The 22,863-nt window shown below is 61.2% G+C and carries 20 protein-coding genes and 1 pseudogene; 14 read left to right on the top strand and 7 right to left on the bottom strand.

The features are described from left to right. Positions 1-34: 34 nt before the first annotated feature. Positions 35-1,087, bottom strand: coding sequence for a hypothetical protein (locus V1283_RS03865; RefSeq protein WP_442895697.1), 1,053 nt, complete (start codon positions 1,085-1,087; stop codon positions 35-37). Positions 1,088-1,385: 298 nt separating this feature from the next. Between V1283_RS03865 and bamA the strand changes: the two genes are divergently transcribed. Beyond that, the gene (bamA, locus tag V1283_RS03860; protein WP_334385121.1) at positions 1,386-3,650 is read left to right on the top strand and encodes an outer membrane protein assembly factor BamA; all 2,265 of its coding nucleotides are present in this window, start codon (positions 1,386-1,388) and stop codon (positions 3,648-3,650) included. Here the strand turns inward: bamA and V1283_RS03855 are convergent. Genes V1283_RS03855 through V1283_RS03845 form a run of 3 tightly spaced genes read right to left on the bottom strand, consistent with a single transcriptional unit; the run spans position 3,631 to position 4,954 of the window. Further along, positions 3,631-4,206 (bottom strand): DUF6456 domain-containing protein, encoded by a 576-nt coding sequence (locus V1283_RS03855; protein ID WP_334385120.1) that lies wholly within the window; start codon positions 4,204-4,206, stop codon positions 3,631-3,633. The genes bamA and V1283_RS03855 overlap by 20 nt on opposite strands. 47 nt (positions 4,207-4,253) lie before the next feature. Beyond that, positions 4,254-4,424: a hypothetical protein gene (locus tag V1283_RS03850; RefSeq protein WP_334385119.1), complete on the bottom strand. Its 171-nt coding sequence runs from the start codon at positions 4,422-4,424 to the stop codon at positions 4,254-4,256. Next, positions 4,421-4,954 carry a GcrA family cell cycle regulator gene (locus tag V1283_RS03845; protein WP_334385118.1) on the bottom strand — a complete coding sequence of 178 codons (534 nt, stop codon included), beginning with the start codon at positions 4,952-4,954 and terminating at the stop codon, positions 4,421-4,423. The genes V1283_RS03850 and V1283_RS03845 overlap by 4 nt, the downstream gene beginning before the upstream one ends. A 130-nt stretch (positions 4,955-5,084) precedes the next feature. Here V1283_RS03845 and V1283_RS03840 point away from each other — a divergent pair, with 130 nt between their 5' ends. The 4 genes from V1283_RS03840 (at position 5,085) to V1283_RS03825 (ending at position 8,091) form a co-directional block, all read left to right on the top strand. Next, positions 5,085-5,723: a S24 family peptidase gene (locus V1283_RS03840; protein WP_334385117.1), complete on the top strand. Its 639-nt coding sequence runs from the start codon at positions 5,085-5,087 to the stop codon at positions 5,721-5,723. Positions 5,724-5,884: 161 nt separating this feature from the next. Next, positions 5,885-6,160 (top strand): hypothetical protein, encoded by a 276-nt coding sequence (locus V1283_RS03835; RefSeq protein WP_334385116.1) that lies wholly within the window; start codon positions 5,885-5,887, stop codon positions 6,158-6,160. A gap of 155 nt (positions 6,161-6,315) precedes the next feature. Beyond that, on the top strand, positions 6,316-7,500 hold the full coding sequence (locus V1283_RS03830) for an OpgC domain-containing protein (RefSeq protein WP_334392943.1): 1,185 nt from the start codon (positions 6,316-6,318) through the stop codon (positions 7,498-7,500). Between the two features lie 318 nt (positions 7,501-7,818). Next, complete coding sequence (locus V1283_RS03825; RefSeq protein ID WP_334385115.1) at positions 7,819-8,091, top strand: hypothetical protein; 273 nt, start codon at positions 7,819-7,821, stop codon at positions 8,089-8,091. A 55-nt stretch (positions 8,092-8,146) separates the two neighbouring features. Here V1283_RS03825 and V1283_RS03820 read toward each other — a convergent pair whose 3' ends face one another. Then, positions 8,147-9,520: a glycoside hydrolase family 3 N-terminal domain-containing protein gene (locus V1283_RS03820; RefSeq protein WP_334385114.1), complete on the bottom strand. Its 1,374-nt coding sequence runs from the start codon at positions 9,518-9,520 to the stop codon at positions 8,147-8,149. A 192-nt stretch (positions 9,521-9,712) separates the two neighbouring features. On the opposite strand from V1283_RS03820, the gene V1283_RS03815 reads away from it, so the two are divergent. The 3 genes and pseudogenes from V1283_RS03815 to V1283_RS03805 all read left to right on the top strand — a co-directional run bounded on the left by V1283_RS03815 (position 9,713) and on the right by V1283_RS03805 (position 13,631). Then, complete coding sequence (locus V1283_RS03815; RefSeq protein WP_334385113.1) at positions 9,713-11,341, top strand: DUF4153 domain-containing protein; 1,629 nt, start codon at positions 9,713-9,715, stop codon at positions 11,339-11,341. Continuing rightward, positions 11,338-12,042: a response regulator transcription factor gene (locus tag V1283_RS03810; RefSeq protein ID WP_334385112.1), complete on the top strand. Its 705-nt coding sequence runs from the start codon at positions 11,338-11,340 to the stop codon at positions 12,040-12,042. The genes V1283_RS03815 and V1283_RS03810 overlap by 4 nt, the downstream gene beginning before the upstream one ends. Further along, positions 12,039-13,631: pseudogene (locus V1283_RS03805) on the top strand (ATP-binding protein). The gene V1283_RS03810 and the pseudogene V1283_RS03805 overlap by 4 nt, the downstream one beginning before the upstream one ends. A 5-nt stretch (positions 13,632-13,636) precedes the next feature. On the opposite strand, the gene V1283_RS03800 reads toward V1283_RS03805, so the two are convergent. Continuing rightward, positions 13,637-14,869: an acetyl-CoA C-acetyltransferase gene (locus tag V1283_RS03800; protein ID WP_334385111.1), complete on the bottom strand. Its 1,233-nt coding sequence runs from the start codon at positions 14,867-14,869 to the stop codon at positions 13,637-13,639. A gap of 206 nt (positions 14,870-15,075) precedes the next feature. Between V1283_RS03800 and V1283_RS03795 the strand changes: the two genes are divergently transcribed. From V1283_RS03795 to V1283_RS03770, 6 genes are all read left to right on the top strand, one after another. Next, the gene (locus V1283_RS03795) at positions 15,076-16,107 is read left to right on the top strand and encodes a TRAP transporter substrate-binding protein (protein WP_334385110.1); all 1,032 of its coding nucleotides are present in this window, start codon (positions 15,076-15,078) and stop codon (positions 16,105-16,107) included. Positions 16,108-16,163: 56 nt separating this feature from the next. Beyond that, positions 16,164-16,712: a TRAP transporter small permease subunit gene (locus V1283_RS03790; protein ID WP_334385109.1), complete on the top strand. Its 549-nt coding sequence runs from the start codon at positions 16,164-16,166 to the stop codon at positions 16,710-16,712. After that, positions 16,709-17,998, top strand: a complete 1,290-nt coding sequence (locus V1283_RS03785) for a TRAP transporter large permease (protein ID WP_334385108.1) — start codon at positions 16,709-16,711, stop codon at positions 17,996-17,998. The genes V1283_RS03790 and V1283_RS03785 overlap by 4 nt, the downstream gene beginning before the upstream one ends. A 28-nt stretch (positions 17,999-18,026) precedes the next feature. Further along, entirely contained in the window at positions 18,027-19,064 is a 1,038-nt protein-coding gene (locus V1283_RS03780) for a TRAP transporter substrate-binding protein (protein ID WP_334385107.1), read from the top strand. Next, on the top strand, positions 19,061-20,323 hold the full coding sequence (locus V1283_RS03775; RefSeq protein WP_334385106.1) for a CaiB/BaiF CoA transferase family protein: 1,263 nt from the start codon (positions 19,061-19,063) through the stop codon (positions 20,321-20,323). Before V1283_RS03780 ends, V1283_RS03775 begins: the two co-directional genes overlap by 4 nt. A 79-nt stretch (positions 20,324-20,402) precedes the next feature. Beyond that, on the top strand, positions 20,403-21,566 hold the full coding sequence (locus tag V1283_RS03770) for an IS110 family transposase (protein WP_334385105.1): 1,164 nt from the start codon (positions 20,403-20,405) through the stop codon (positions 21,564-21,566). Positions 21,567-22,005: 439 nt separating this feature from the next. On the opposite strand, the gene V1283_RS03765 is transcribed toward V1283_RS03770, so the two are convergent. Continuing rightward, on the bottom strand, positions 22,006-22,863 hold the full coding sequence (locus V1283_RS03765) for an HpcH/HpaI aldolase/citrate lyase family protein (protein ID WP_334385104.1): 858 nt from the start codon (positions 22,861-22,863) through the stop codon (positions 22,006-22,008).

The following is a 22,863-nucleotide window of genomic DNA, read 5'->3' as shown; positions in this document are numbered from 1 at the left end:
CCAGATTCAATCAGTACCGGGCTCTGGTCCTGGATTACTGCTGCTTTTCCCAGAATGACAGGAACCCTTGCGAGGCCGAGCCGCCGATCACACAGGGAATGCCGACCGCGACCTGCCCTAACGCAGCCGCAGAGACGCAACCGAGCGCGACCGCGCCGACACCGACCTGCCCCCAGAAGCTGAGGTCGCGGCGGCTATCGGAGCCCTTGATCTTGAGTTCATCCACGGCGGCGAGCGCATCCTTGCGCAGGGCTGCGATCTGCACCGTATCCGCCGCCTCGACCACTTCGGCGAGCGGCGCCTTGACCGCCGCCGGCTGTCTGGCAAGTTCGCTGCGGAGATACTCGCGCAAACTGGCATCGCGTATCGCGTAGCTCGCGAGCGTATAGCGCGCCATGCTTCCGACCGTCAGCTTGTCGACCGTGTCGCGGCTCTTGCTCCACGGCAGCATCTGGATGATGCGCTGGATAGGTGCATGCGAGCCGGTCGCAAAATAGTAGCCCCACAGCGTATCCAGCAAATCCTGGTTGCTCGCAAACGTGAGCGTCGTGTTCAGCTTCCGCTCGTCCTTGGCGAAGGGATTCTTGGTGAATGCCCCGCGCAGCTTGTCCATCACGCCGGGCTTCATTTCCTCCAGCGGGATGTCGGTCAAGGTCGGCAGCTTGCCGGCGAGGTAGCTGTCGATCATGACCTGCCGGCTCGGCATTCGTGGTGCGACCCGGCGCAGAACATTTCTCCAGTCGGGCAGCCCCGAATAGGCGATGGCGCGAACGATCACCCATTCGTCTTCCGGTCGGATGGGAAAGAAACCGGCAATGAGCTGCTCGGCCTTGGCAGGATTTGAGCCGATCGCACCGGCGATGAAGCCGAGATAGATTCCGGCATTCTCCGGTTCCTTGAACGTCTGCGAATGAAACAGCACGCGCACGGCCGCCGGGACGTGGGCATAGTCCGGCTTGGCCCTGTAATTATAGATCCATTGCTGGACTACGCCGAGCGAAGCGCGCGGATCGACCTCTGGCGTCTTCTCTGCATAGGCGGGCTGAACCAGCATGAGCGCGGCGGCAACGAAAGCTGCATAACGCATGTGATGCTCCTGCGAGCGTTGACGCGTGCGCGGTTCCGTGCGCGAGCGTCTTGAGCTCTCTCGATGGCGAAGCATGAAGCGTGCATTGCGACAATTCTGAGAAAGTGCAGGTTAAGAGAAGGCGTTCAAATTGTGGCGTATCGCCCGCAACTCACCTTATCCCAGACATTTTTTTGCCTCGCGCGGGCAATTCGATCTCAGCCGATCAATAGGAGGCCCGCGGAACGCGGGGATCAGAGAGATTAGACGCATCACGCAACGCAACCGAACCGCTCTTCGGCTTGCCGGCGCCCTCGGATTGATTTTCGCGACACCCGTCGCCGCAGAAATCGCTTCGCCGTCGCAAGCATCGGTCATCGTCGAAGGCAATCGCCGCGTCGACGCCGAGACCGTGCGTTCCTACTTTCATACAGGCCCCGACGGACATTTCGACGAAGCCGCGCGTGACGCGGCGTTGAAAGCGCTGATTGCAACGGGCCTGTTCGACAAGGTTGCCATCGAGCGCTCCGGCGAGCGGCTTGTGGTGCATGTGTCCGAAGCGCCTGTGCTCGACCGCGTCGCATTCGAAGGCAACAAAAAGGTCAAGGACGCCGACCTCGCCGCTGCCGTCGAAGCAAAGCCGCGCGGCTCGCTGCAACGCGCCACCGTGCAGGCCGACGTCGGCCGCATCATCGAGGCATACCGGCGTGCCGGCCGCGCCGAGGTCCGCGTCGATCCGCAGATCATCGACCGCGGCAATGGCCGGGTCGACCTTGTCTACACCATAACGGAGGGAGCAAAAACACCGGTGCGGCAGATCGACTTCACCGGCAACAAGGCCTTCGGCAAACGGCAGCTCAGCGCCGTGATCAAGACCTCCGCCACCCATATGCTGAGTTTTCTGACCGGCGGCGACGTCTACGATCCCGACCGCATCGCGCAAGACCGGGAACAGCTACGGCTTTACTACCGCAGCAAGGGTTATGCCGATATCAACGTCTCATCGGCAAAGGCCGAGTATGATCCGGCGGTGAAGGGATTTACCCTGAGCTTCGCAATTGACGAAGGCCCGCTCTATCACTTCCGGGAAGTCAGCGTCGCCTGCAACGTTCCGGGCATGGATTGCGACAAGCTTCGTGCGCTCCCCACTGCGCACCCGGGCGCGGTGTTCGACGGCAACGCCCTCGACAAGACCACCGAACTGCTGGCGATCGAAATGGCAAAGCTTGGCTATCCCTTTGCTCAGGCGACCCCTCAGCTCACTCGCGATGCCGCCGCGCAACGTATCGACGTCGCCTTCGTGATCGAACAGGGTCCTCGCACCTATATCGAGCGGATTGAGATTCATGGCAACACGCGCACCCGCGAATACGTGATCCGGCGCGAATTCGACATCGCTGAAGGCGACGCTTACAACAAGACACTGATAGACCGGGCCGAACGACGCCTGAAGAATCTGAACTACTTCAAAACGGTGAAGATATCGAACAGGCCGGGCTCGGCGCCAGACCATGTCATCCTCGATGTCGAGACGGTCGACCAGGCGACTGGCGATTTCAACGTCGCCGGCGGTTACTCGACCACCGACGGCGCGCTCGTCGAGGTCAAAGTCGGCGACCGCAATTTCTATGGTACGGGCAGGAGCGTCCAGGCCGCCTTCACCTACGGCCAATATGCGCGCGGGATCGACCTGGCTGCATCCGAACCCTATTTTCTTGGCACCAAGGTCGCGGCGGGAATCGAACTGTTCGGCCGCCAAAGCGACGCCAACAGCTACCAATCCTACGGCACCACCACCTACGGCGCGAGACTGCAGCTGGGTACGCCAATCAACGAAGAACTCGGCGTGCAGTGGCGCTACTCGATCTACAATCAGAACATCACGCTTTCGCCGAACGCTTCGGGCCTGACGCCTTCGCTGGCTGTCCGGCAGGCGGCTGCCGCCGGTCCAACCTGGGTCTCCGCGCCCGGCAGTACGACCACCTACAGCACGCTGGACAACGCAAAGAGCCCGACCAGTGGAATCAAGTCGCAGCTTAGCCAGGATCTGGCGGGGCTTGGCGGCGACGTAAAATTTCTGAAGACGACCGAAGACGTACGCTACTACAAATCGCTCAGTAGTGATCTCGTTGGCATGGTGCGAGCCCAGGGCGGATACGTGACCGGTTGGGGCGGCCAGCAGGTGCCGCTGATGAACAATTTCTTTGGCGGCCCGACCATGGTGCGTGGATTTGCCCCTAACGGATTCGGCCCACGTGACCTGACGCCCGGCACCACGATGGATAATGTCGGTGGCAGCGCGTATTGGGCAACGACCGCCGAGCTGCAGAGCGCGATCCCCGGCGTACCCAACGAATACGGTCTCAGAGCCACGGCCTTCGTCGATGCCGGCAGCGTATTTCGCTACAGCGGATCGACGGCAGGGCTTCAGGTCGCCAACAAGAATGTCGTGCGCTCGTCGATCGGTGCAGGCCTGACCTGGGCCTCGCCGTTCGGCGCATTGACCGTCGACTACGCCGTACCGCTGAGCAAGGCTGCCTACGACGTCGTGCAGCCTCTGCGCTTCAGCGCGGGAGGGTTTTGACGGGAGCCGGGTGCTCCGTCGCAAACCCATACAACAGCGCCAGCCGGTCGAGGCACTCGCGGAACCGCCTTGAAAAATAGTCGCTCCAACGCTTGGTACACAGGCCCCGCCGCTGGCCGATCTGCTCCATGGTCAGGCCCTGGACCAGCACGTCATGCACCAGCGCTGAACCGTCCGCGCCAAGTTCGCGTTCAGCCCGATTCAACCGCAGCACGGCCTTGCGCTGGCCCTCGGTGATCGGTTCGCGGCTCTGCCCCCCATCGACATATTCCCGGGTCGGATCGACCGCGCGCGGACCGCGTTCCGCCTTCTCCCAGTCGCCCTGGAACGCACGCCCGGCCTGGTACTGCGCCTCGTCGATCTGGCGGTGGGAATTCAGGCGCGCGAGCGGATCGTTGCGAATCGAGCGCAGGGCAACGATCTTCTCGCCCGGCTCCAAGGCCAGGGGATTATCGACCTCGATGGTTGCAACTTCGGCGTTGCGTAGCAGATCACGGGACCTTCGGTCATGCGCTTTGGCGGGATTGTGCGGCTTTCGGCGTTTGGCTCTCGGCATCTGGCGGGCTCCTTGAAGACAGTAGAATTCAGTTTCGATTGGAAGATCTATTCGCTTGATGCGTCCGATATCTCGGCGCGCAGCAATTCGGACAATTCGTCCCGGCGGCCGTATCCCTCCGGCTGAAGTCCGATCAGCGCACGCAGATGAGCGATCCGATGTCGGCGCGGCAGCGGCTTCAGCCTGTCGGCCATGCATGTGACAGTCGCGTTCTTCATGCCGCCTCCACCACCCGCAGCGAAACGGCGCTTACCGCGCGTTCGGGCGGCTCGATCGGATTGCGGCTCAAATGAAAATGCGGCGCGCAATAACTCGAGCCCGGGCGGCGCGGATTACCGCAGAAGGTGATGGCCTCGCCCTCCTCATCGCCACCGTAGGGGTAGCGGCAGTCGCCGCGCTCCAGTTCGATCAGCGAGAGATGCCGCGGTTCGATCGCCACGCAGCGCAGCTTGACCGGCTTCGCCTCCTTGAACACCGGCACCGGCCAGGGCAGCGCAAACGTCCTGAAACCGCTGGCACGCGGCTCCCCGGTATCGTGCGGCTCCGCAGGTTCGGTGGGCATCGAGGGTTTCTGCCGATCGTCCCCCGTGAGTCCCAGGCGCCGGGCGCGCCCGAGCGCAGCATTGCGAGAGTAGGACGTGTTGAATCGCGAATTGATAGCTCGCGCGGCCTCCGAAAAGCTCATGCCTTTGGTAATAAATTCCCGCAGCGCGTCCGAGTGCTCGGGCGCCCAGTTCGACGGTTCCATTTGTTGTCCTTGCTCTTGTCAACGCCGCCCGACGCCGGCAATCAATTTCTGATATTCCGAAATGAAAGTCAAGCTTGATTTCGGATAATCGGAACTGCTATCATTTCTGAGATTCGGAAAGGTTTGACCTATGCTGGATATCAGATTGATCGAACGGGGCCTGGAAAAGCCGGGCAAGACCAAGGGCGGGCTGGCGACGGCGATGGGCGTTCGTCCCGGCGCGGTTTCCGAAATCCTGTCGGGGATACGCCTGATCAAGGCATCTGAAATCGCGCCGATCATCGAATATCTCGAATTGAACTCGGTGCCGATCATGGGCCGCGTCGGCGCCGGCGCCTCGATCGAGCCAGAGCATGAGCAGGTGCCACCGGAAGGCCTCGGCGAGGTCGAGTTGCCCTTCCCCATCGCCGAAGAGACCATCGCCTTCGAGGTAGCCGGCGATTCCATGCTGCCGAAATACGAGAATGGCGATATTATCGTGGTCTATCGCGAACAGCGCCATCCGCTGTCGAGCTTCTACGGCGAGGAAGCCGCCGTACGCCTGAAGACCGGCGAGCGTTATCTGAAAACGATCGAGCGCGGAAAATCTCCGACCTCGGTCAACCTCACGAGCTTCAATGCCAAGCCGATCACCGGCGTAAAGCTGGAATGGATCGGGGAGATCTGCGTCACCCTGCCCCGAGGCCAGATCGAGCGGTTGCGCAACAAGGCGACGGCCCGGGCACGCAAGGCGACAAGGTCAGCAGGCAGCCGCACGCCGGACAAATAGCCATCGAGGTTGCGATTTCCGAATCGGCTGATTCTATCGATGCTCGCGAGTGCTTCCGCTTGCAATTTCTGTTTTTCAGAATTTTTACTTGACTTATTTCCGTTTTTCGGAAATACTGCCATCGTCGTTTCCGGTGCGCGGGATGAGGTCAGATCGCCAGCATGCAGTATTTCGTCGTGATGATCGACTACGGCCGCCGCGGTCGCGAGGCCATTGTCGATCCGGAAATCACAAGGCGCGAGGTCATCTCCCGGGTCGCGTCGGGTGAATACAGCAATATCAGCTTCATCCATGAAATCGCGGGTTGCTCCGTCGAGGACATCACCGCTGACATCCTCAGCGAGGCGGCCCTGCCCGACCTCGGCGCAGCGGGCGCCGATTTGCAAGCCAGCCAGTTCGATCACATCCGCGATTTGCGCAAACACGAGCGGGCGTGAGCTTGCCTTTTCCCTCAAAAAATTGTGATCCATGACCGGCTTTAATCGCCGAGAGCTTGCTTAATTATTCTTCACGCAAAGTCTATTCCGACGGTGCGGACAATCGCGGTAGATTCCCGATTCGATTCCTCCGACCTGCAAAGTTCTTAACCCTAATGTATCCGTCAATGAAGGCTGAGCTCGCTTCGCGCGACGGCGATCTCCGGCTCTGCCTGCTGCTTGGTATCGCGGCCTGGTTCCTCTTTCTGGATCACATCCCGCACAATGCGGTCGGCCTGCTGACCATGCGCAATTTCGGGTTCAGCGGCGCCGCCGACCTGTTCGTATTCGTCGGCGGTTATACCGCCGCAATTCTCTATGGAAGGATGATGCTGGAGCGCGGGTTCGTCGTGACGGCAACCCGTATCTTCAAGCGGCTGTGGCAGCTATACGCCGCCTATATCGTCCTATTCGTGATCTATATCGACCTGATCGGATATGTCGCGCGCAAGTCCCGTGCGCCCGAACTCATTGGTGAGTTCAATGTTGCGGGGATCGTTGACCATACGATCCGGACACTGATTCACGGCCTGCTGCTTCAGGCCAAGCCGCTGAACCTCGATGTGCTGCAACTCTTCATCGTATTGATGGCGGCCTTCCCGTTTGTTCTGTTCGGCATGGTCCGCCGGCCGAATGTCACCATAGTGGGGTCGCTTGGTCTCTACCTCGCAGCCCGTCACTTCGACTGGAACTTATCTTCGTTTCCGGATGGAAAGTGGTCCCTCAACCCGTTCTGCTGGCAACTCCTGTTTGCGCTCGGCGCCTGGCTTGCATTGAGCGGCGCCAATCAAATCCGCGCGATACATAAGCTTCAGGAACTCGTGGTTCTCCGCGCCGCGGCGGGGCTGTACCTGCTCTTCGCGCTGGCGGTGACGGTGGCAGGAAAATTTCCCCAAGCCGGCATCGTCCCGGATCTCCTGCGCGATGCCTTGCTTCCCGACAGGGAAAACCTCGCCCCTCACAGGGTGCTTCACTTTCTCGCGCTGGCCTTTCTGTTTACCTACATGGTGCCGCGAGACTGGTCAGGCTTCCGATCGCAGACGTTGCAGCCGGTCATCAAATGCGGCCAGGAGTGGCTGGCGGTTTTTTGCGCCGGGGTGTTTCTTTCATTTGCCGGACACCTTGTCCTGATCACGGGCCCGGATTCGCTCGCCATGCACGTCCTGGTCAGCTTTGCCGGGATTTTGATCATGACGGGTGTGGCCTACTACGTGTCGTGGTCCAAACGGCAGGATCACAAGCCCGCATTCCGGCCCCAGCCAATCACGGGGCTACCGGAGGAAGGTCGGCTAGCCAAATAATTCGCGCCGCCGCTTTGTCCAGTGGAAGTTGGTCAATCCCGCGGTATCGACTCGTTTTGCCCGCCGATCACCGACATTGAGGTCATCGCCTCGCCGATTGAGGTGATCGACGTCCGCACCGGCGGCAGACTGTCCGCCCTCGGTGAGCCGAAACCCAGGCACCACCCCCGACTAGTAGTCCCCCCAAGACGCCTGAGACGAAACAAGGTCTAGGGCGGCGCAAGCCAAGGATGCGTCGCATCGGTGTCCCTTCCGGAAAAGTACAGGTTGCTGCAAACTGCATGGGTAGCCTGCGATTCGTAGATGTCTTGAGGGCCCATGAACGAGACTTTGATATCCGCCTGTACGATGTTTCTCGTTCCAGCAACGCTCTTGTTTGGCGCTTTAGGTGTCGCGAATTCGTCCTTTCTCAAGATGCTGGTCTGCTTGCTTGGCGTGGCCACGACGGGAATATGGCTTTACCGGATATGGTGGTGGACAAGCCTGTCCTTGATTGATCGCAGAACGGCGCTTGGTCTCGCGGGCATGTTTGCGTGCGCATGGCTGGTGACATTCCTGGTGCAGTTGAAAAACGTGTTCTCGCTGCGCTGACCAACTCCGTTTTTTTGATTTGCTTATGGCGCGAAATGCTGAGCGGCCTGCGCGATCAGTCGGTCATCGAGCGGGATAACGCTCCCGGAGCGGCAGTGTGCGATGTGGTAGAATATTGCGGATTTTGGCGCTCCCCAGGGACTGCCCTCTTCAGCCGCATTTCACTGTCGCCCAACATGGCGGCGTCGAGCCTTCCCTCGACCGACGCCGCCGTGGCGCAGCTAAAGATGCGGTAAAACTGCGCCCCGTCGAAGGCGACCAGCAGCAGATCGACACCGGCATTGAGCGCCTCGATCACCGCCGTACAGACATTGCGTTGATAGATCGCGCCCATCACGAGGTCGTCGGTCATGACGACGCCTTGATAATTCCATTTCTTGCGAACGATGCCGTCGACGACCTGTTTGGAATGCGACGCCGGGCGGTCCGGATCAACCGAGGTCAGCGTCACATGCCCGATCATCAGTTGCGCTTTTGAACCAGCCAGCACCTTCCTGAATGGAATCCAGTCCGACGCTTCAAGTTCGTCCAGGGGCGTATCCAGATCGGCGCTGAAATGATGGGTATCGCTTCGTACGCGTCCGAGCCCGGGAAAATGCTTGACCGTCGCGCCGACGCCCGACGCCTCCAGCCCGCTTACGTAAGCCCGCGCAATATCGGCGACGATAGCCGGATCATCAGAAATCGCGCGCTGGCCGATCAGCGTGTTGAAATCGAATCGATTGCGCTTCAGTTCGGGTCGCAAATCCAGCACCGGCGCAAGGTTCAGGTTGACACCGAGCGCCGCCAACTCCTGCCCATGCGTACGCCCGAACGCCTCCGCCTTCTCCGCGCGAACATCCGGCGCCAGGCTCGCAAGCGTCGATAGCGCCGGCAACTTGGTCAAGGGCGGCGCCAGATGCGATACGATGCCGCCTTCCTGGTCGGCCGCGACGATCAGGGGCGGCAGGCCGGCTGCACGCCGTTTTTCCTGCAGCGCCGAGAGCTCCTCTTTCAGACGAGCCGCCGAAGATCCCACGATATTGTGCCTTGTGACGTAGACGCCGGAGATCAGGCCCTTCTCGGCGAGAGCCGCCACCTCGGCGAACGACGAATATCCCACGATGAAGTGTCGCCCGAGGCTTCGCGCCTGCGCAGCATCGGTCTGCAAGACGTACCGCTTGCGCCATTCAAACGAAGCATGCGCGCCGAGTATCGACAGCGACGGCAGGCACCACAGCAGAATGAGCGCCTTTCCCGCAATACCTCTTCTCCAATAGCCGCGACGGATGAGGACCACGACGGCGATAATGCTCGCCGCCGCCAGAACAATGTTTCCCGGCCCTCGCAACGAAATCAGATAAGGGTCGTTCTTGTTGGCTGCTGCGAAAATGGCGACTGGTCCGGCGAGCCAGACGAGGATGATGCCAATACGTTTGAGAATTTGCATGAAAATGGATGGCGGCTTGCGCGAGGGGATCGAACGAGGCAATTGCCCGTATCAAACTTGTCCCGCCGACGCGAGCGCATAACCGCGCTTGCACGGAAACTGCATAAAAATCCTGAACTCTTGCAGACGGCGCTCCAGGCAAATGCACACCAGCATCAGATAGTTCGTTGTGCAAACCGGGGCGATCATCGAATGCCTATTCCTACCAGACTGGCTAACGACGGGTGGTGGCTGTGCGAGCGCCCCGCAACAGCGCAGGTTTGCAATTTTCCCCTCCGGACACGTAGCGCAATAATGGCCGATTTCACCGCGCCGGCATCCAATGCCGGCTCCGTTCAGGATGGTACCTTTCCCGTCAAAACAGCGATTGCTCTCGCGCTGGCTGCGTTGGCCGACTGGCTGTTCTACGGGCACGGCATTGGAATATCGGCCACCATCTTTGCGGTCGCCGTGGCCTGCGGCTCGCTGCTCGCCAACCTCGCAACTTTGAAACGAAAGCAGGTGCTGCTGGCAGGCGCTCTCCTGCTGCTCGGCCTTGTCCCCGCCGCCGAGGAATTCAACGCCGCATCTCTGACCTTCATCGTGCTGGCTCTCAGCGTAGGCCTGCTGCTGACGACCAATCGCGATCGACATCGTCTCGGCGAGCGAGCCGCGGCGTTATGCGATCTCTATCTGGTCGGCCCGTTCAGATTTTTCCGCGACGCCATCGGTGTGTTCAATCTGCCTGCACTGAAGACCGGGTTTGCGGTGTGGTTCATTCCGATAGTTCTCGGCGGCATCTTCGTGTTTCTGCTGGTATCGGCCAATCCATTGATCGAGAAGTGGATCAGCCTGCTGAACCCGGGCAACACGGCTTCTTACGTCAGTCTCGGACGCGTACTGTTTTGGGCGGTGGCGCTGTCGGTCATATGGCCATTCATCCACGTCCGGTGGAGCGGCAAGCGGCAGATGCCGGCAGCTTTAACCGAAGCGGCGGCATTGGCGCAGGGAATGCCATCGGGCCGAAACGACTTCTTCGGCGTTGCAACCATCCTGCGTTCGCTGATCCTGTTCAATTTGCTGTTCGCCGTTCAAACCGTTCTTGACGTGGCCTATCTCTGGGGCAACGCGACCTTGCCCGCCGATATCAGCTACGCTTCATATGCGCACCGGGGCGCCTATCCCCTCATTGTCACGGCGCTATTGGCGGCGGGCTTCGTTTTGGCCGCCATGAGGCCCGGTGGGCCGGCCGAGCGATCAAGGGTGATCCGGCCGCTGGTCTATTTGTGGGTGGCGCAGAATGTCCTGCTGGTGATGTCATCGATCCTGCGCCTTGATCTCTATGTTCAAATCTATCTGCTCACCTGGTGGCGCGTCGCGGCTTTCATCTGGATGGTACTGGTCGCGCTGGGGCTCGTGCTCATCGTCGCCCGCATCGTTCTGAACCGCTCGAATGACTGGCTGATCCGAGCCAACCTCATCACCCTGACGGCAACGCTCTACGTCTGCTCGCTGGTCAATTTCGCCGCCGTTATCGCCGACTACAACGTCAGCCATAGTCGCGAAGCCGCCGGCAAGGGCGTGTGGATCGACATGAACTATCTGTTTTCCCTCGGTCCGCAGGCATTGCCGGCCATCAACCGCGCCATTGCCCTTCGCGGGTTCGATCACACCCTTGTTTCCCGCCGTGGTTGCCTTGTAGAACAGCAGATGAAAGCAACGGCTTCCTGGCGCTCCTGGGGTTTTCGGAACTGGCGTCTCCAGCGCGCCCTGGACGTCCAACCAAAGAGTTCGACCATAGGCTGGTTCGATATGCCGATCTGCGCCGGGAGAGACGTTTGACGCACCGCATTCTCATCGTTGACGACGATCTGCACATCCGCGAGGTCATCCGTGTTGCACTGAAGAAGGCCGGGATGACTGTCTTCGAGGCGCGCGACGGCAAGGAAGCGTTGACCCGCTTTGCCGCCGACAGGCCGGATCTGATCATTCTGGATATCGGCATGCCGGAATTCGACGGCCTGGACGTCTGCCGCGAAATCCGGAAGTCCTCGGACGTTCCGATCCTTTTTCTCTCCGCCCGCGACGACGAGATCGATCGTGTATTGGGTCTGGAGATCGGCGGTGACGACTATGTCACCAAGCCCTTTAGCCCGCGCGAACTAGTCGCAAGGGTGAATGTCATCCTGCGTCGCATCGTCTCGCGCGGACAGGATGCAAAGCGATCTATCGCCGCACTGTCGCAAGGCAGGCTGTCCGTCGACCCCGAACAGCATCACGCCGAGTTTGCGGGCACCCCGCTTCGGCTCACGGCTATCGAGTTCGGAATCCTCAGGGCATTCCTGACACGGCCGACGCTTGTCTTCAGCCGCGAGCAGATCATGAGCGCCGCCTATCAGCTCAACATCCAGGTGTCGGACCGCACCATCGACAGCCACATTCGCAATATCCGCGCCAAACTGTCTGCCGTGAACTGCGATAATGTCATCGAAACCATTCACGGCGTCGGCTTCAAGCTCGGCCGATGCGAGCCGCTGGCATGATACGACGCCCGGGCGAAAAATGGCGGCCATCCGTGGGGCTGGTCATTTTCACTGCGCTTGCTGCTGCAGCGACACTGCCACTGGTGGGACTGTTCTTCTTTCGACTCTATGACAACCAGCTCATTCGCCAGACTCAGGCTGAGCTGATCGCACAAAGCCGGGTGCTGACCGCGGTTTATGCGCGGGAGGTGGAAGCCCGCCTCAGCAGCGGAATTGCCCTCGGCGCCGAAATTCCACCCGAGACGCGCCCCGATCGCGAAGACCAGTTGACGCCGATCCGACCCGCGCTCGATCTTGCCGCCGGCGGCGACCTGCTCCGGCGGCGGCCGAACGCCCTTCCCGCGAATACGCCCGCGTCCCCTGCCTATGTCGAGATCGGCACAAGGCTGATGCCGATCATTCTGGAAACACAGAAGGTCACGCTCGCCGGATTCCGCATCCTCGATCCCCGCGGCGTCGTGATCGCCGGACGCGACGAGATCGGCCAATCGCTCGCCCATATCGAGGAAGTGGTCGCAGCGCTGCAGGGGCAGTATCGGGCGGTCTTGCGAATTCGAAAGCCCGACAAGCCCCCGCCGCCGATTTATTCGATCAGCCGCGGCGTTGGCGTCCACGTATTCTCGGCGATGCCGGTGATCGTCAACAACCGCGTAGCTGGCGTGATCTACACTTCGAGAACGCCGAGCAACATCTTCGACCATCTCTATCAGGAACGCCGCAAGTTCATCCTGGCAGCACTAGCCGTCGTCTTCGCGACCATCATCATCGGCCTGGTGTTCTACCGAACCATTACCCGCCCGATGCGCGAGCTGGTCGATCGCGCCGCGCGCATCAGCCGTGGCGACCGTGACGCGTTTCAGCCGCTCGCCCATTATGGCACCCGCGAGTTCGCCCAATTGTCGCACAGCTTCCTCGATATGGCCGAGCAACTGGCGCGGCGGTCGGACTACATCGCGACCTTCTCGGCGCACCTTACCCACGAATTGAAGTCACCATTGACGTCGATCAAGGGCGCCGCCGAGTTGCTGCTGGATTCGCTACAGAGCAAGTCGGATACGCTTACCCGGATGGAGCAGAAGAATTTCATATCGAACATTCTGGGCGACACCGGGCGCCTGGAAGCCATGACCCAGCGGCTGCGCGAACTGGCCCGCGCCGAAACCACACCGCAAAACGAACGAACCGAATTGTCACAGGTGATCGGCGGATTGAAGAGCCGGTTTCCGACACGCGCGATCGAGGCAACCGGATGCCTGGAACGCTCGATTGGCATGTCCAGCTAAAAAGCATTGATCGTGTTGTCGCATTTGACCGACAACGCCATCCGCCACAACGCAAAAAGCGTGCGGCTCGAAGCCATCGCGGAAGAGGCTTCCGTCAAGATGACCGTCAGCAATGACGGCGACCCGATATCCGAACCGAACCGGGAAAAGATCTTCGATGCCTTCTTCACCACCCGCCGCGATACCGGCGGCACGGGAATGGGCCTCTCGATTGTCCAGGCTGTGATGACCAGCCACGGCGGATCGATCCGGCTATTGCCGTCGAACGAAGGCGTCACGTTCGAGTTGCAGTTTCCGGCTGCCTGAAGCCGTCAAACGCGCTCGATCACAATGGCCGGCGCCATGCCGCCGGCCGCACACATCGTCACCAGCCCACGCTTGAGATTGCGCCGCTCCAGCTCGTCAAGCACGGTGCCGATCAGGATCGAGCCGGTTGCACCGATGGGATGGCCGAGCGCGATCGAGCCGCCATTGACGTTGACCTTGTCGCGGTCGAGCTTGAGGTCGCGGATGAACTTTTCGGCGACGACCGCAAATGCCTCATTAATCTCGAGCAGATCGATGTCGTCGAGCGTGAGGCCTGCCTTGGCCAACACCTTGCGGGCGGCCGGCACCGGCGCGTTCAGCATGAGGGTTGGTGAGTCCCCCATATTCGCCATCGCGACGACGCGGGCACGCGGCTTCAGGCCATGGGCTTTTGCGTAACTCGGCGACGCCAGCAGGATCGCCGCCGATCCGTCCACAACGCCGGAGGAATTGCCGGCGTGATGCACGAAGTTGATGTCGAGGTCGGGATATTTGTCGAGGATGAGCTTGCGATAGGTCGTTCCCCTGTCGTCGAGCGCATAATCGGCAATCGCAGGAAACGCCGCCTTCAAGCCAGCCAACCCTTCGAGCGTGGTCTGCGGCCGCGGGTATTCCTCGCGGTCGAGCGCGAGGCTGCCATCCTCGCGAAAAACCGGCACGAGGCTCTTGTCGAAATGTCCACCCTTGATGGCAGCCGCCGCCCGCTTCTGGCTTTCGAGGCCGAGCTCATCGACGTCTTGCCGCGTGATGCCTTCAAGCGTCGCGACCGCGTCGGCGCAGACGCCTTGGTGTGATTGCGGATGCCGGGCGCGCAGGCGAAGATTGCCGTTGTCCATCATGAACGGCCCCTCGCCGCGACGGCCTTCCATCGACATCATCTCGGTGCCGCCGGCAATCACGAGATCCTCCGAGCCCGACATGATCGAGCTGGCCGCCATGTTGACGCTGGTAATGCCGGATCCGCAAAATCGATCCAGTGTCACCGCGCTGGCGCGAACGTCATAGCCGGCGTCAAGCGCCGACATCCGCCCGAGGTCGCCGCTCTGCTGGCCGCGTTGCGAGCTGGTACCCCAGATGATGTCGTCGACATCAGCGGTATTGATGCCGGTGCGATCGGCCAGCGCACGCAATACCGTTGCGCCGAGATGCTGCGGATGGATGCCCGACAGAGCGCCTTTGCCAGCCTTGCCGATGCCCCGCGGCGTCCTGCATGCGTCGATGATCAGCGCGTCAACCATGGTGTGTTCCCTGGATCTGTTGATTGGCTGCATTTGCTTCCGATCACGCGCCAAAGTCAATTCGGCTGGCCCATGCCTGCGCCCGGCAAGCAGCCTCGCGCTTCCCGGTTGTGGCCACGACAATCCGCAGCCGGGGCGCCATCCTTGACGATCAATTTCGTTTATGCGCAGCTACTCAAAACAACAACGTCCTCCAGGGAGGAGAAATGGTCGCGGTTCTGCGGGCGCTTGCCGGTTCCGGCTTTTTGATTGCATCGACAGTTCTGGCTCAGGCCGCCGAGCCCATTCATTTGAGAGTCGCAGACTCCTTTCCGAAGGGTCACTACCTCGTCAAGCTGGTCCTCGAGCCGTGGATGGAAGAGGTCAAGAAGCGGACCAACAACGCCGTCGCGTTCGATCATTATCCGGCGCAGCAGCTCGGCAAGGCGACCGACATGCTGAAGCTGACGCAGACCGGCGTCGCCGACATCGGCTACGTCGCACCAGGATACACCTCGGACAAGATGCCGGTCTCCGAGGTGGCGATGCTGCCGGAGGCTTTCGAACATTCCTGCCAGGGTACCCTCGCCTACTGGAAGTTGGCGCGGAACGGTGTGATCGCGCAGCAGGATTATACCGCCAACAATATCCGCCTGCTGCTTGCGGTAAGCCTGCCGCAATATCGCATTTTCACCGTCAAAGCGCCGGTGAAGGATGTCAGCGATGTCACCGGGCTGAAATTGCGCTCCACCGGCGGCGCACAGGACCTCACCCTTCGCGCGATCGGCGCGGTGCCAGTACGCATGGCCGCCCCGGACGCCTATGAATCACTATCGCGCGGCACCATGGATGGGCTGCTGTTCCCGCTCGAGAGCGTGGTTGCTTATGGTGCCGACAAGCTCGTCAAATATTCCACCGACGGGCTCGGCTTCGGCAGCTTTATCGTGTCGTATTCGATCAGCGACAACGTATGGAAAAAGCTCTCGCCGGAGATCCAGAAGGCGATGGTCGACGTCGCCGAAGAGATGATCCCCACCGTGTGCCAGCAGGTGCAGAAGGCGGACAACGAGACCAAGAAATCGCTGGAAGCCGCCGGCATTCGTTTCGAAACCCTGCAACCCGAGGTCAACGCGAAATTCAAGGATTTGATGAAGGGCGTCGCCAAGACGTGGTCGGAGGGGCTGGACGGTCGCGGCAAGCGGGGCAGCGATGCGCTGAAGGAGTTCGACGCGGCGGTGGCGGCCATCCCCGCCAAGTAAACGCAAGATGCGGAACGACCGCAGCCTGCAAGATCGACACCCTGGGGAGGTGAATTTTGCTTGACGGAATATTACGGGCGGTTGGCAGGATCGAAAAAATCGCCTCGACCATCGCCGCCGTGTTCATGTTCGCCATCATGATGATCGTGTTCAGCGACGTCATCATGCGTTACGCCTTCAACCGGCCGTTCTCCTGGGCGTATGACCTGATTTCGATGTACCTGATGGCGGGCGTATTCTTCCTGGTGCTTTCAGAAGCCTATACCAGCCGTGCCCATGTCAGCGTCGACATCCTGCAGCAGAAATTTCCACCGGCGATGATCCGCCTGTCGGAAATAGTCACCTGCCTCGTCGGCATCGTGGTGTTCTCCCTGATCGCCTATCTCGGTTTCCTCCGCGCCGTCGACAGCTTCCAATCGGCTGACGTGATGGCGGGCGCAATACCCTGGCCGATGTGGCCTTCGATCGGCCTCGTGCCATGGGGGGCCGGATTGATCACGATACGCCTTGCGCTGCATTTGATTGGTCATGTCCTTTCACTCATCACCGGGCAGGCCGTGATCGCCCTGCCGGCATCGCACGGCGCCGGAGAAACCTTCGAATGATTCTCACGCTGGCGATGATCGTGCTGTTCGTGCTGCTCGCGATCGGCACCCCGGTGGGCTTTGCGATGGCAGGCTCGGGCGTGCTCGGGCTTTATCTGGTCGGCGGCATGCCGATGCTGAGCGGCATCCTGCAAACCGCGCCGCTGTCGGCGGTAACGTCCTACGAACTGATCACCATCCCGATGTTCCTGCTGATGGCCGAGTTCGTTTTGGTCAGCGGCATTGCCGATGATTTGTTCAAGGCTACCGCCGCCTGGGTGGGTCGGATTCCCGGCGGGTTGGGAATGGCGACCGCGCTTGCCGGCGCTGGTTTCGGCGCGATCTGCGGCACCAGCACGGCCTCGGCCGCAACACTGTCGGCCACCAGCCTGCCCGCGATGTTGAAGCAGGGCTATGAGCCGAAAATGGCGGCCGGCGTGGTTGCGATCTCCGGAACGCTGGCGATGCTGATCCCGCCATCAGTCGCGCTCGTCATCTACGGCCTGCTGGCGGAGGTGAATATCGGCGCGCTGTTGATCGGCGGCGTCATCCCCGGCATCCTCGTGACCATCACCATCATGGCGACCGTCTGGTTCCTTGCCTGGCAGGACCCGTCGCGCGCGCCATCGGCGCCGGCGGTTTCGTTGATCGAAAAATTCCGGATGCTTCGGGTGGTTGGGCCCATGCTGCTGCTGTTCGGCATGGTGACCGGCGTGATCTATACCGGCGTCGCCACGCCGACCGAAGCATCCGCACTGGGCGCATTCGGCGCCTTTGCTCTGGCGGGCTGGAAAGGCAAGATCAACTGGCAGTCACTGCGCAGTGCGCTTCTGCGCTCGGCCCACGGCACCTGCATGATCGCGATGATCTTGTTCGGCGCCTCGATCTTCGGCTACTTCTTCACGCTGACTCAGGTAACGCAAAACCTGGTGGCCTGGGTAGGAAGCCTGCCTGTGCCACCCTGGGTGATCCTGACGATCATCCTGTTCGGCTACATCGTGCTCGGCTCGTTCATGGACCAGATCGCCATCCTGGTACTCACGGTTCCGATCGTGCTGCCGTTGATCAAATCTCTCGGCTACGATCCGCTGTGGTTCGGTGTCATCAAGATCGTTACCGCTGAAGTCGGCATGATCACGCCGCCGGTCGGACTGAATTGTTTCGTGGTCGCACGCTATTCAGGGCGCCCGGTGGCTGAAGTGTTCCACGGCGTCTTTCCGCATTTCGTGGCGCACCTGATCGCGATTGCAATCCTGGTGGTCTGGCCGCAGATCATCCTGTGGCTGCCGATCAAGATGGGTTACTGAGACAACAACAATAACGGGAGAGAAACTCATGATCTCTGGTCTCAATGGACGAGCCGCCCTTGCAGCATCGCTCCTTGCCGCCGCAACTGGCCCCGCCGTGGCGCAGGAAAAGATCACGCTGCGTCTCGCCGAAAGCCTTCCCGCCGGTCACGTCATCCACGAACTGGTGGCGAAGCCGTTCATGGAATTGGTCACGAAGGGTACCAATGGACAGGTGACGTTCCAGCACTACCCCGCCGAGCAGCTCGGCAAGGCCAAGGACATGGCGCAACTCACCGTCGCCGGCGTCGCCGATGTCTCCTACATCGTGCCGTCCTATTCATCGGAAAAATATTCGCTGACGGCGGTTGCCGAGCTGCCGGGCATTTTCGATACCGAATGTCAGGGGTCGCTCGCCTTCTACAAGATCTCGCACAATGGCGGGATTCTGGAGACCAAGGAGTTCGGACCCAACCAGTTGCGGCCGCTCGTCACTATCGCGCTGCCCGCCTATCAAATCCAGCTTGCCACTAGCCGCGAAGTCAAGACCGCAAAGGATCTGGAAGGCCTGAAGATCCGCACTACCGGCGGCGCCATGGACCTGATGATGCGCTCGATCGGCGGCGTTCCCGTTCGCATGGCCGCGCCTGAAATTTATGAATCGCTGACCCGCGGTACGCTCGACGGCGTGATCTTCTCGTATCAGAGTTCAGTGTCCTACGATTTCGGAAAGATCCTGAAATCGGGCACTGAAGGGTTGAACTTCGGAACCGCCATTTTCACCTATTCGATCGGCGAAGCGAAATTCAAGTCGCTGCCGGAAAACGTGCGCAAGGTGCTGGTCGAGGCCGGCGAACAAACCACGCGCGAAGGCTGCAAGCGCTTCGAGGATGGCGAGAAGGGCGCGACCGAGAAGATCAAATCGCAGGGCATGAAGGTGATCAACTTCAGCGCCGACGACAGGAAGGTCTTCGACACCGCATTCAAGTCGGTGTCGGAGGACTGGATCAAGGACATCAACAAGCGCGGCAAACCCGGCACCGAGGTGTTCAAGGCCTTCACCGAAGCTTTGGCGGCAAGCCATTGACCGGGCATTCCCAGAAAGAGGCCAACGCTGCCGCGCCGGCGGGACCGCTCGCCGGCGTCAAGATCATCGACCTGACCAGTGTGATGATGGGTCCCTACGCGACCATGATCCTCGGCGACTATGGCGCCGACGTCATCAAGGTCGAAAGCCCCGATGGCGACGTGATGCGCTACGCCGCACCGATGCGGCATCCCAAAATGGGCGCCATGTACCTGCAGGGCAATCGCAACAAGCGCTCGATTGCACTCGACCTCAAAAAAGCCGGCGGCCGGGCGGCACTGCTCCGGCTGGCGAAGACGGCCGATGTCTTCGTTCACAATGTCCGGCCAGCGGCGATGGCTCGGCTCAATCTCGGCGCGGACGATCTGCTCACTATCAACCCGCGGCTGGTCTATGCCAGCCTGCATGGTTTTGGCGAGCAAGGCCCGTATGCCGGACGGCCGGCGTATGACGATCTGATCCAGGGTTTGACGGCACTGCCCGCGCTGACCGGCAAGATTACCGGCGAGCCCCGCTACTCGCCGGCCACGATGGCCGACCGGATCGTCGGACTGAACGCCACCCACGCCATCCTGGCGGCGCTTTTTCATCGCGAACGTACCGGCGAAGGACAGGCCATCGAAATCCCGATGTTTGAAACGATGGCGCAATTCGTGCTCGGTGATCACATGGCGGGCCGCAGCTTCGTGCCGCCGATCGGACCACCCGGTTATTCGCGACTGCTATCGCCCGACCGCCGCCCCTACCAGACCAGCGACGGCTATGTCTGCGCGCTGGTTTATTCAGACAAGCAGTGGAACGCGTTCTTTCGTCTGATCGGCCTCGAAAACGAAGCCGATCGCGACCCGCGCCTGAACAGCATCGGTGCCCGCACCAGGAACTACGACTTCGTCTACGAATGGTTTTCGGAGGTCATGAAAACCCGCTCCACGGCCGAGTGGCTGCAGTTCTTCAACGAGGCCGACATTCCCCATGCGCCGCTGCATGATCTGGATAGCTTGATCGACGATCCGCATCTCACAGCCGTCGGATTGCTCCAATCCGTCGAGCATCCGTCCGAAGGCACGCTACGCGTCGCTGGTCCCGCCGCGACCTGGAGCAAGACGCCTCCCTCGATCCGAAAGTATCCGCCGCGTCTTGGCGAGCATGGCGAGGAGATCTTGCGCGAGGCCGGCTTCAGGGACGATGAAATTGCGGCACTTGAGGTCGAAGGCGCGCTGATCGAGCCTGACGGTACCGATCTCAATCCGTCCGCCTGAGTTCGTAGATTCCATGGGGCGGTGAGCGTGCCCTTTCCGGTAGGTTTGGGTTTCCACACTCGAACCATCGGAGAGCCAGATGCAAGCATCGACCGTAGACACGCCCACCGCCGGGCATTGTGGCACGATTTTCGTTGCGATTGAACTGAGCCAGAAGAGCTGGCTGGTAACGCTGCACAGTCCGGACAAAGGCAAGATGTCGCGTCACAAGCTGGAGGGCGGCGATCATGCTGCGCTGCTGGCGCTGATCGGTCAGGTTCGGGAGCGGGCGGCCCGGGCGCTGGGAGCCGTTCCGGCGGTGGTGAGCTGCTACGAAGCGGGCTACGACGGGTTCTGGCTGCATCGGCTTCTGCTGGCTGCCGGGATCACGAACTACGTGTTTGACCCTGCGAGCATAGCGGTGGATCAGCGGGCACGGCGGGTGAAGACCGACCGGATCGATGGCGAGAAGATGCTACGGACGCTGATGGCGTATCTGCGCGGTGAGCCGCAGGTGGTGCGGATCGTGCGGGCACCTGCGCCGGAGCAAGAGGACGCCCGCCGCACCAGCCGTGAACGCGGCCGGCTGATCAAGGAGCAAACCGCGCACACCACCCGGATCAAGGCGCTGCTGCGATTGTTGGGCATGGCGGTGGGGAACCCGCGCCGGCGTGACTGGCTGAGCTGGCTTTCGGCGCAGCGGGATTGGCAGGGCCAGGCGGTGCCGCCACGGATGCTGGCGGAGATCAGGCACGAGCACGCACGGCTGATGCTGGTGCGCGAACGGCTCGAGGAACTCGCACAGGCGTCGGCTCAAGCGGATCCGGCACCTGCGGCGGCGCAGATGACCGAGCGCAGCGAACTGTTGCTCCGGCTCAAATGCCTCGGTCCGGCGTTCGCGACGACGCTGACCAGCGAGGTGTTCTACAAGGACTTTCGTAATCGGCGTGAGGTCGCGAGCTATTTCGGGCTGACGCCCAGTCCATGGCAGAGCGGCGGGACCGACCGCGACCAGGGCATCAGCAAGGCGGGCAATCCACGCGCCCGCTGCGCCGCGATCGAACTGGCCTGGCTGTGGCTGCGGCATCAGCCGGAGAGTGCGCTCACCCGATGGTTCCGCAGCCGCACCCACAACAATGCCAGCAAGCGCAACAAGCGCATCGCCATCGTGGCCTTGGCGCGCAAGCTGATGGTGGCGCTCTGGCGCTACCTCACAACCGGCATGGTTCCCGAAGGAGCCGTGCTCAAGGCCGCGAAGGCGTAAACGTTTCAAGCAACGCGTCAGCGTCGCGGCGTCGGCCGCGGTCAGCGCGGAATGGATGATGACCGTGCCACCCTTGGGCCAAATCAACAGGCCGCTTCGTAGATGGGTCTCATCCTCATGGCTTCCTCGCCGCATGCATGCGGAATGTGGGTACCGGGCTGCAAAACGCCCGACCGGATATGAGGTGATGCAGTGAGATGCTGCATAAATCGCCGGAAGCCAGTTCCTGAGCGCACCGACCGCGGCGGCACGCTGCGCTACGCATGGCTCCGCGCGCCGCCGCTCCACCGAATGCAAAAAATCACATCCAAGCCCCGGTCGGGATGCTTGACTCAAAAGCCCTCATATGAGGGTGGGCAAAGGCGCCCTTCGCGCCGTGCCCACCATTCAGGCCGCTATCTTGAAAGGTGGGCACGCTTCGCTTTGCCCACCCTACGAACTACCGCCCCCGCAGCGCCAAAATCTTCTCCGCAGCGCGCAGATGCGGCTTGTCGATCATCTTGCCGTCGATCTTCACCACGCCTGAAGTCGGATTATCGTTGAAGGCCTTGACCACCTTCTCCGACCAGGCGATTTCCTCATCTGTCGGCATGAAGGCTGCATTGACCACGTCCACATGCTTGGGATGGATGACAGCCTTGGCAAGGAAGCCATCCTGTCGCGCGGCAATGGACTCTTCCCGCAGCGCGTCGAGGTCGTTGATGTCGGTGGCGATGGTATCGATGGCGACTACGCCTGCCGCAGCCGCACTGATCAGGCAGAGATCGCGCGCCAGCGGGAATGGCCCGTGGAAGCGGTTCCCCGTCCGGTTCCGCGACGCACCGAGCGAGGCCGCGAGATCCTCCGCGCCCCACATCATGCCCCATAGCCGCGGGCTCATGTTCTCGAAATCGAGTAGCTTGAGAACCGCCCTCGCCGTTTCCGTCGCCACGGTGACGATGCGCGTCGCGCCGTTGTCGATGTCAGCGGCTGCCTCGAAAGCATCGAGATACAGCGAGAGACGATTGACGTCGGCGGCGCCGGCGCATTTCGGCAGCACGATTCCGTCGGGTCGGCCCGGCATGACGGCCGCGAGGTCGCCAAGCGTCATGTTGGTATCGAGCGCATTGACGCGGACATATGTCTTCTGGTTCGGATTCCGGGCGCCGAGCATCTCACGCACCGTACGCCGCGCGCCGACCTTTTCGTCGGGCGCAATGGAATCCTCTAGATCGAGGATCAGCGCATCGGCCGCCGTCTTCTTGGCGTTTTCAAACTTGCGCTGGCTATCGCCGGGAACGAACAGGAACGATCGCAT

The organism is Bradyrhizobium sp. AZCC 2262 (assembly GCF_036924535.1).
Taxonomy (GTDB): Bacteria; Pseudomonadota; Alphaproteobacteria; order Rhizobiales; family Xanthobacteraceae; genus Bradyrhizobium.
The sequence above is the reverse complement of the archived record's forward strand: the minus strand, read 5'-3'. Positions and strand labels throughout refer to the sequence as shown.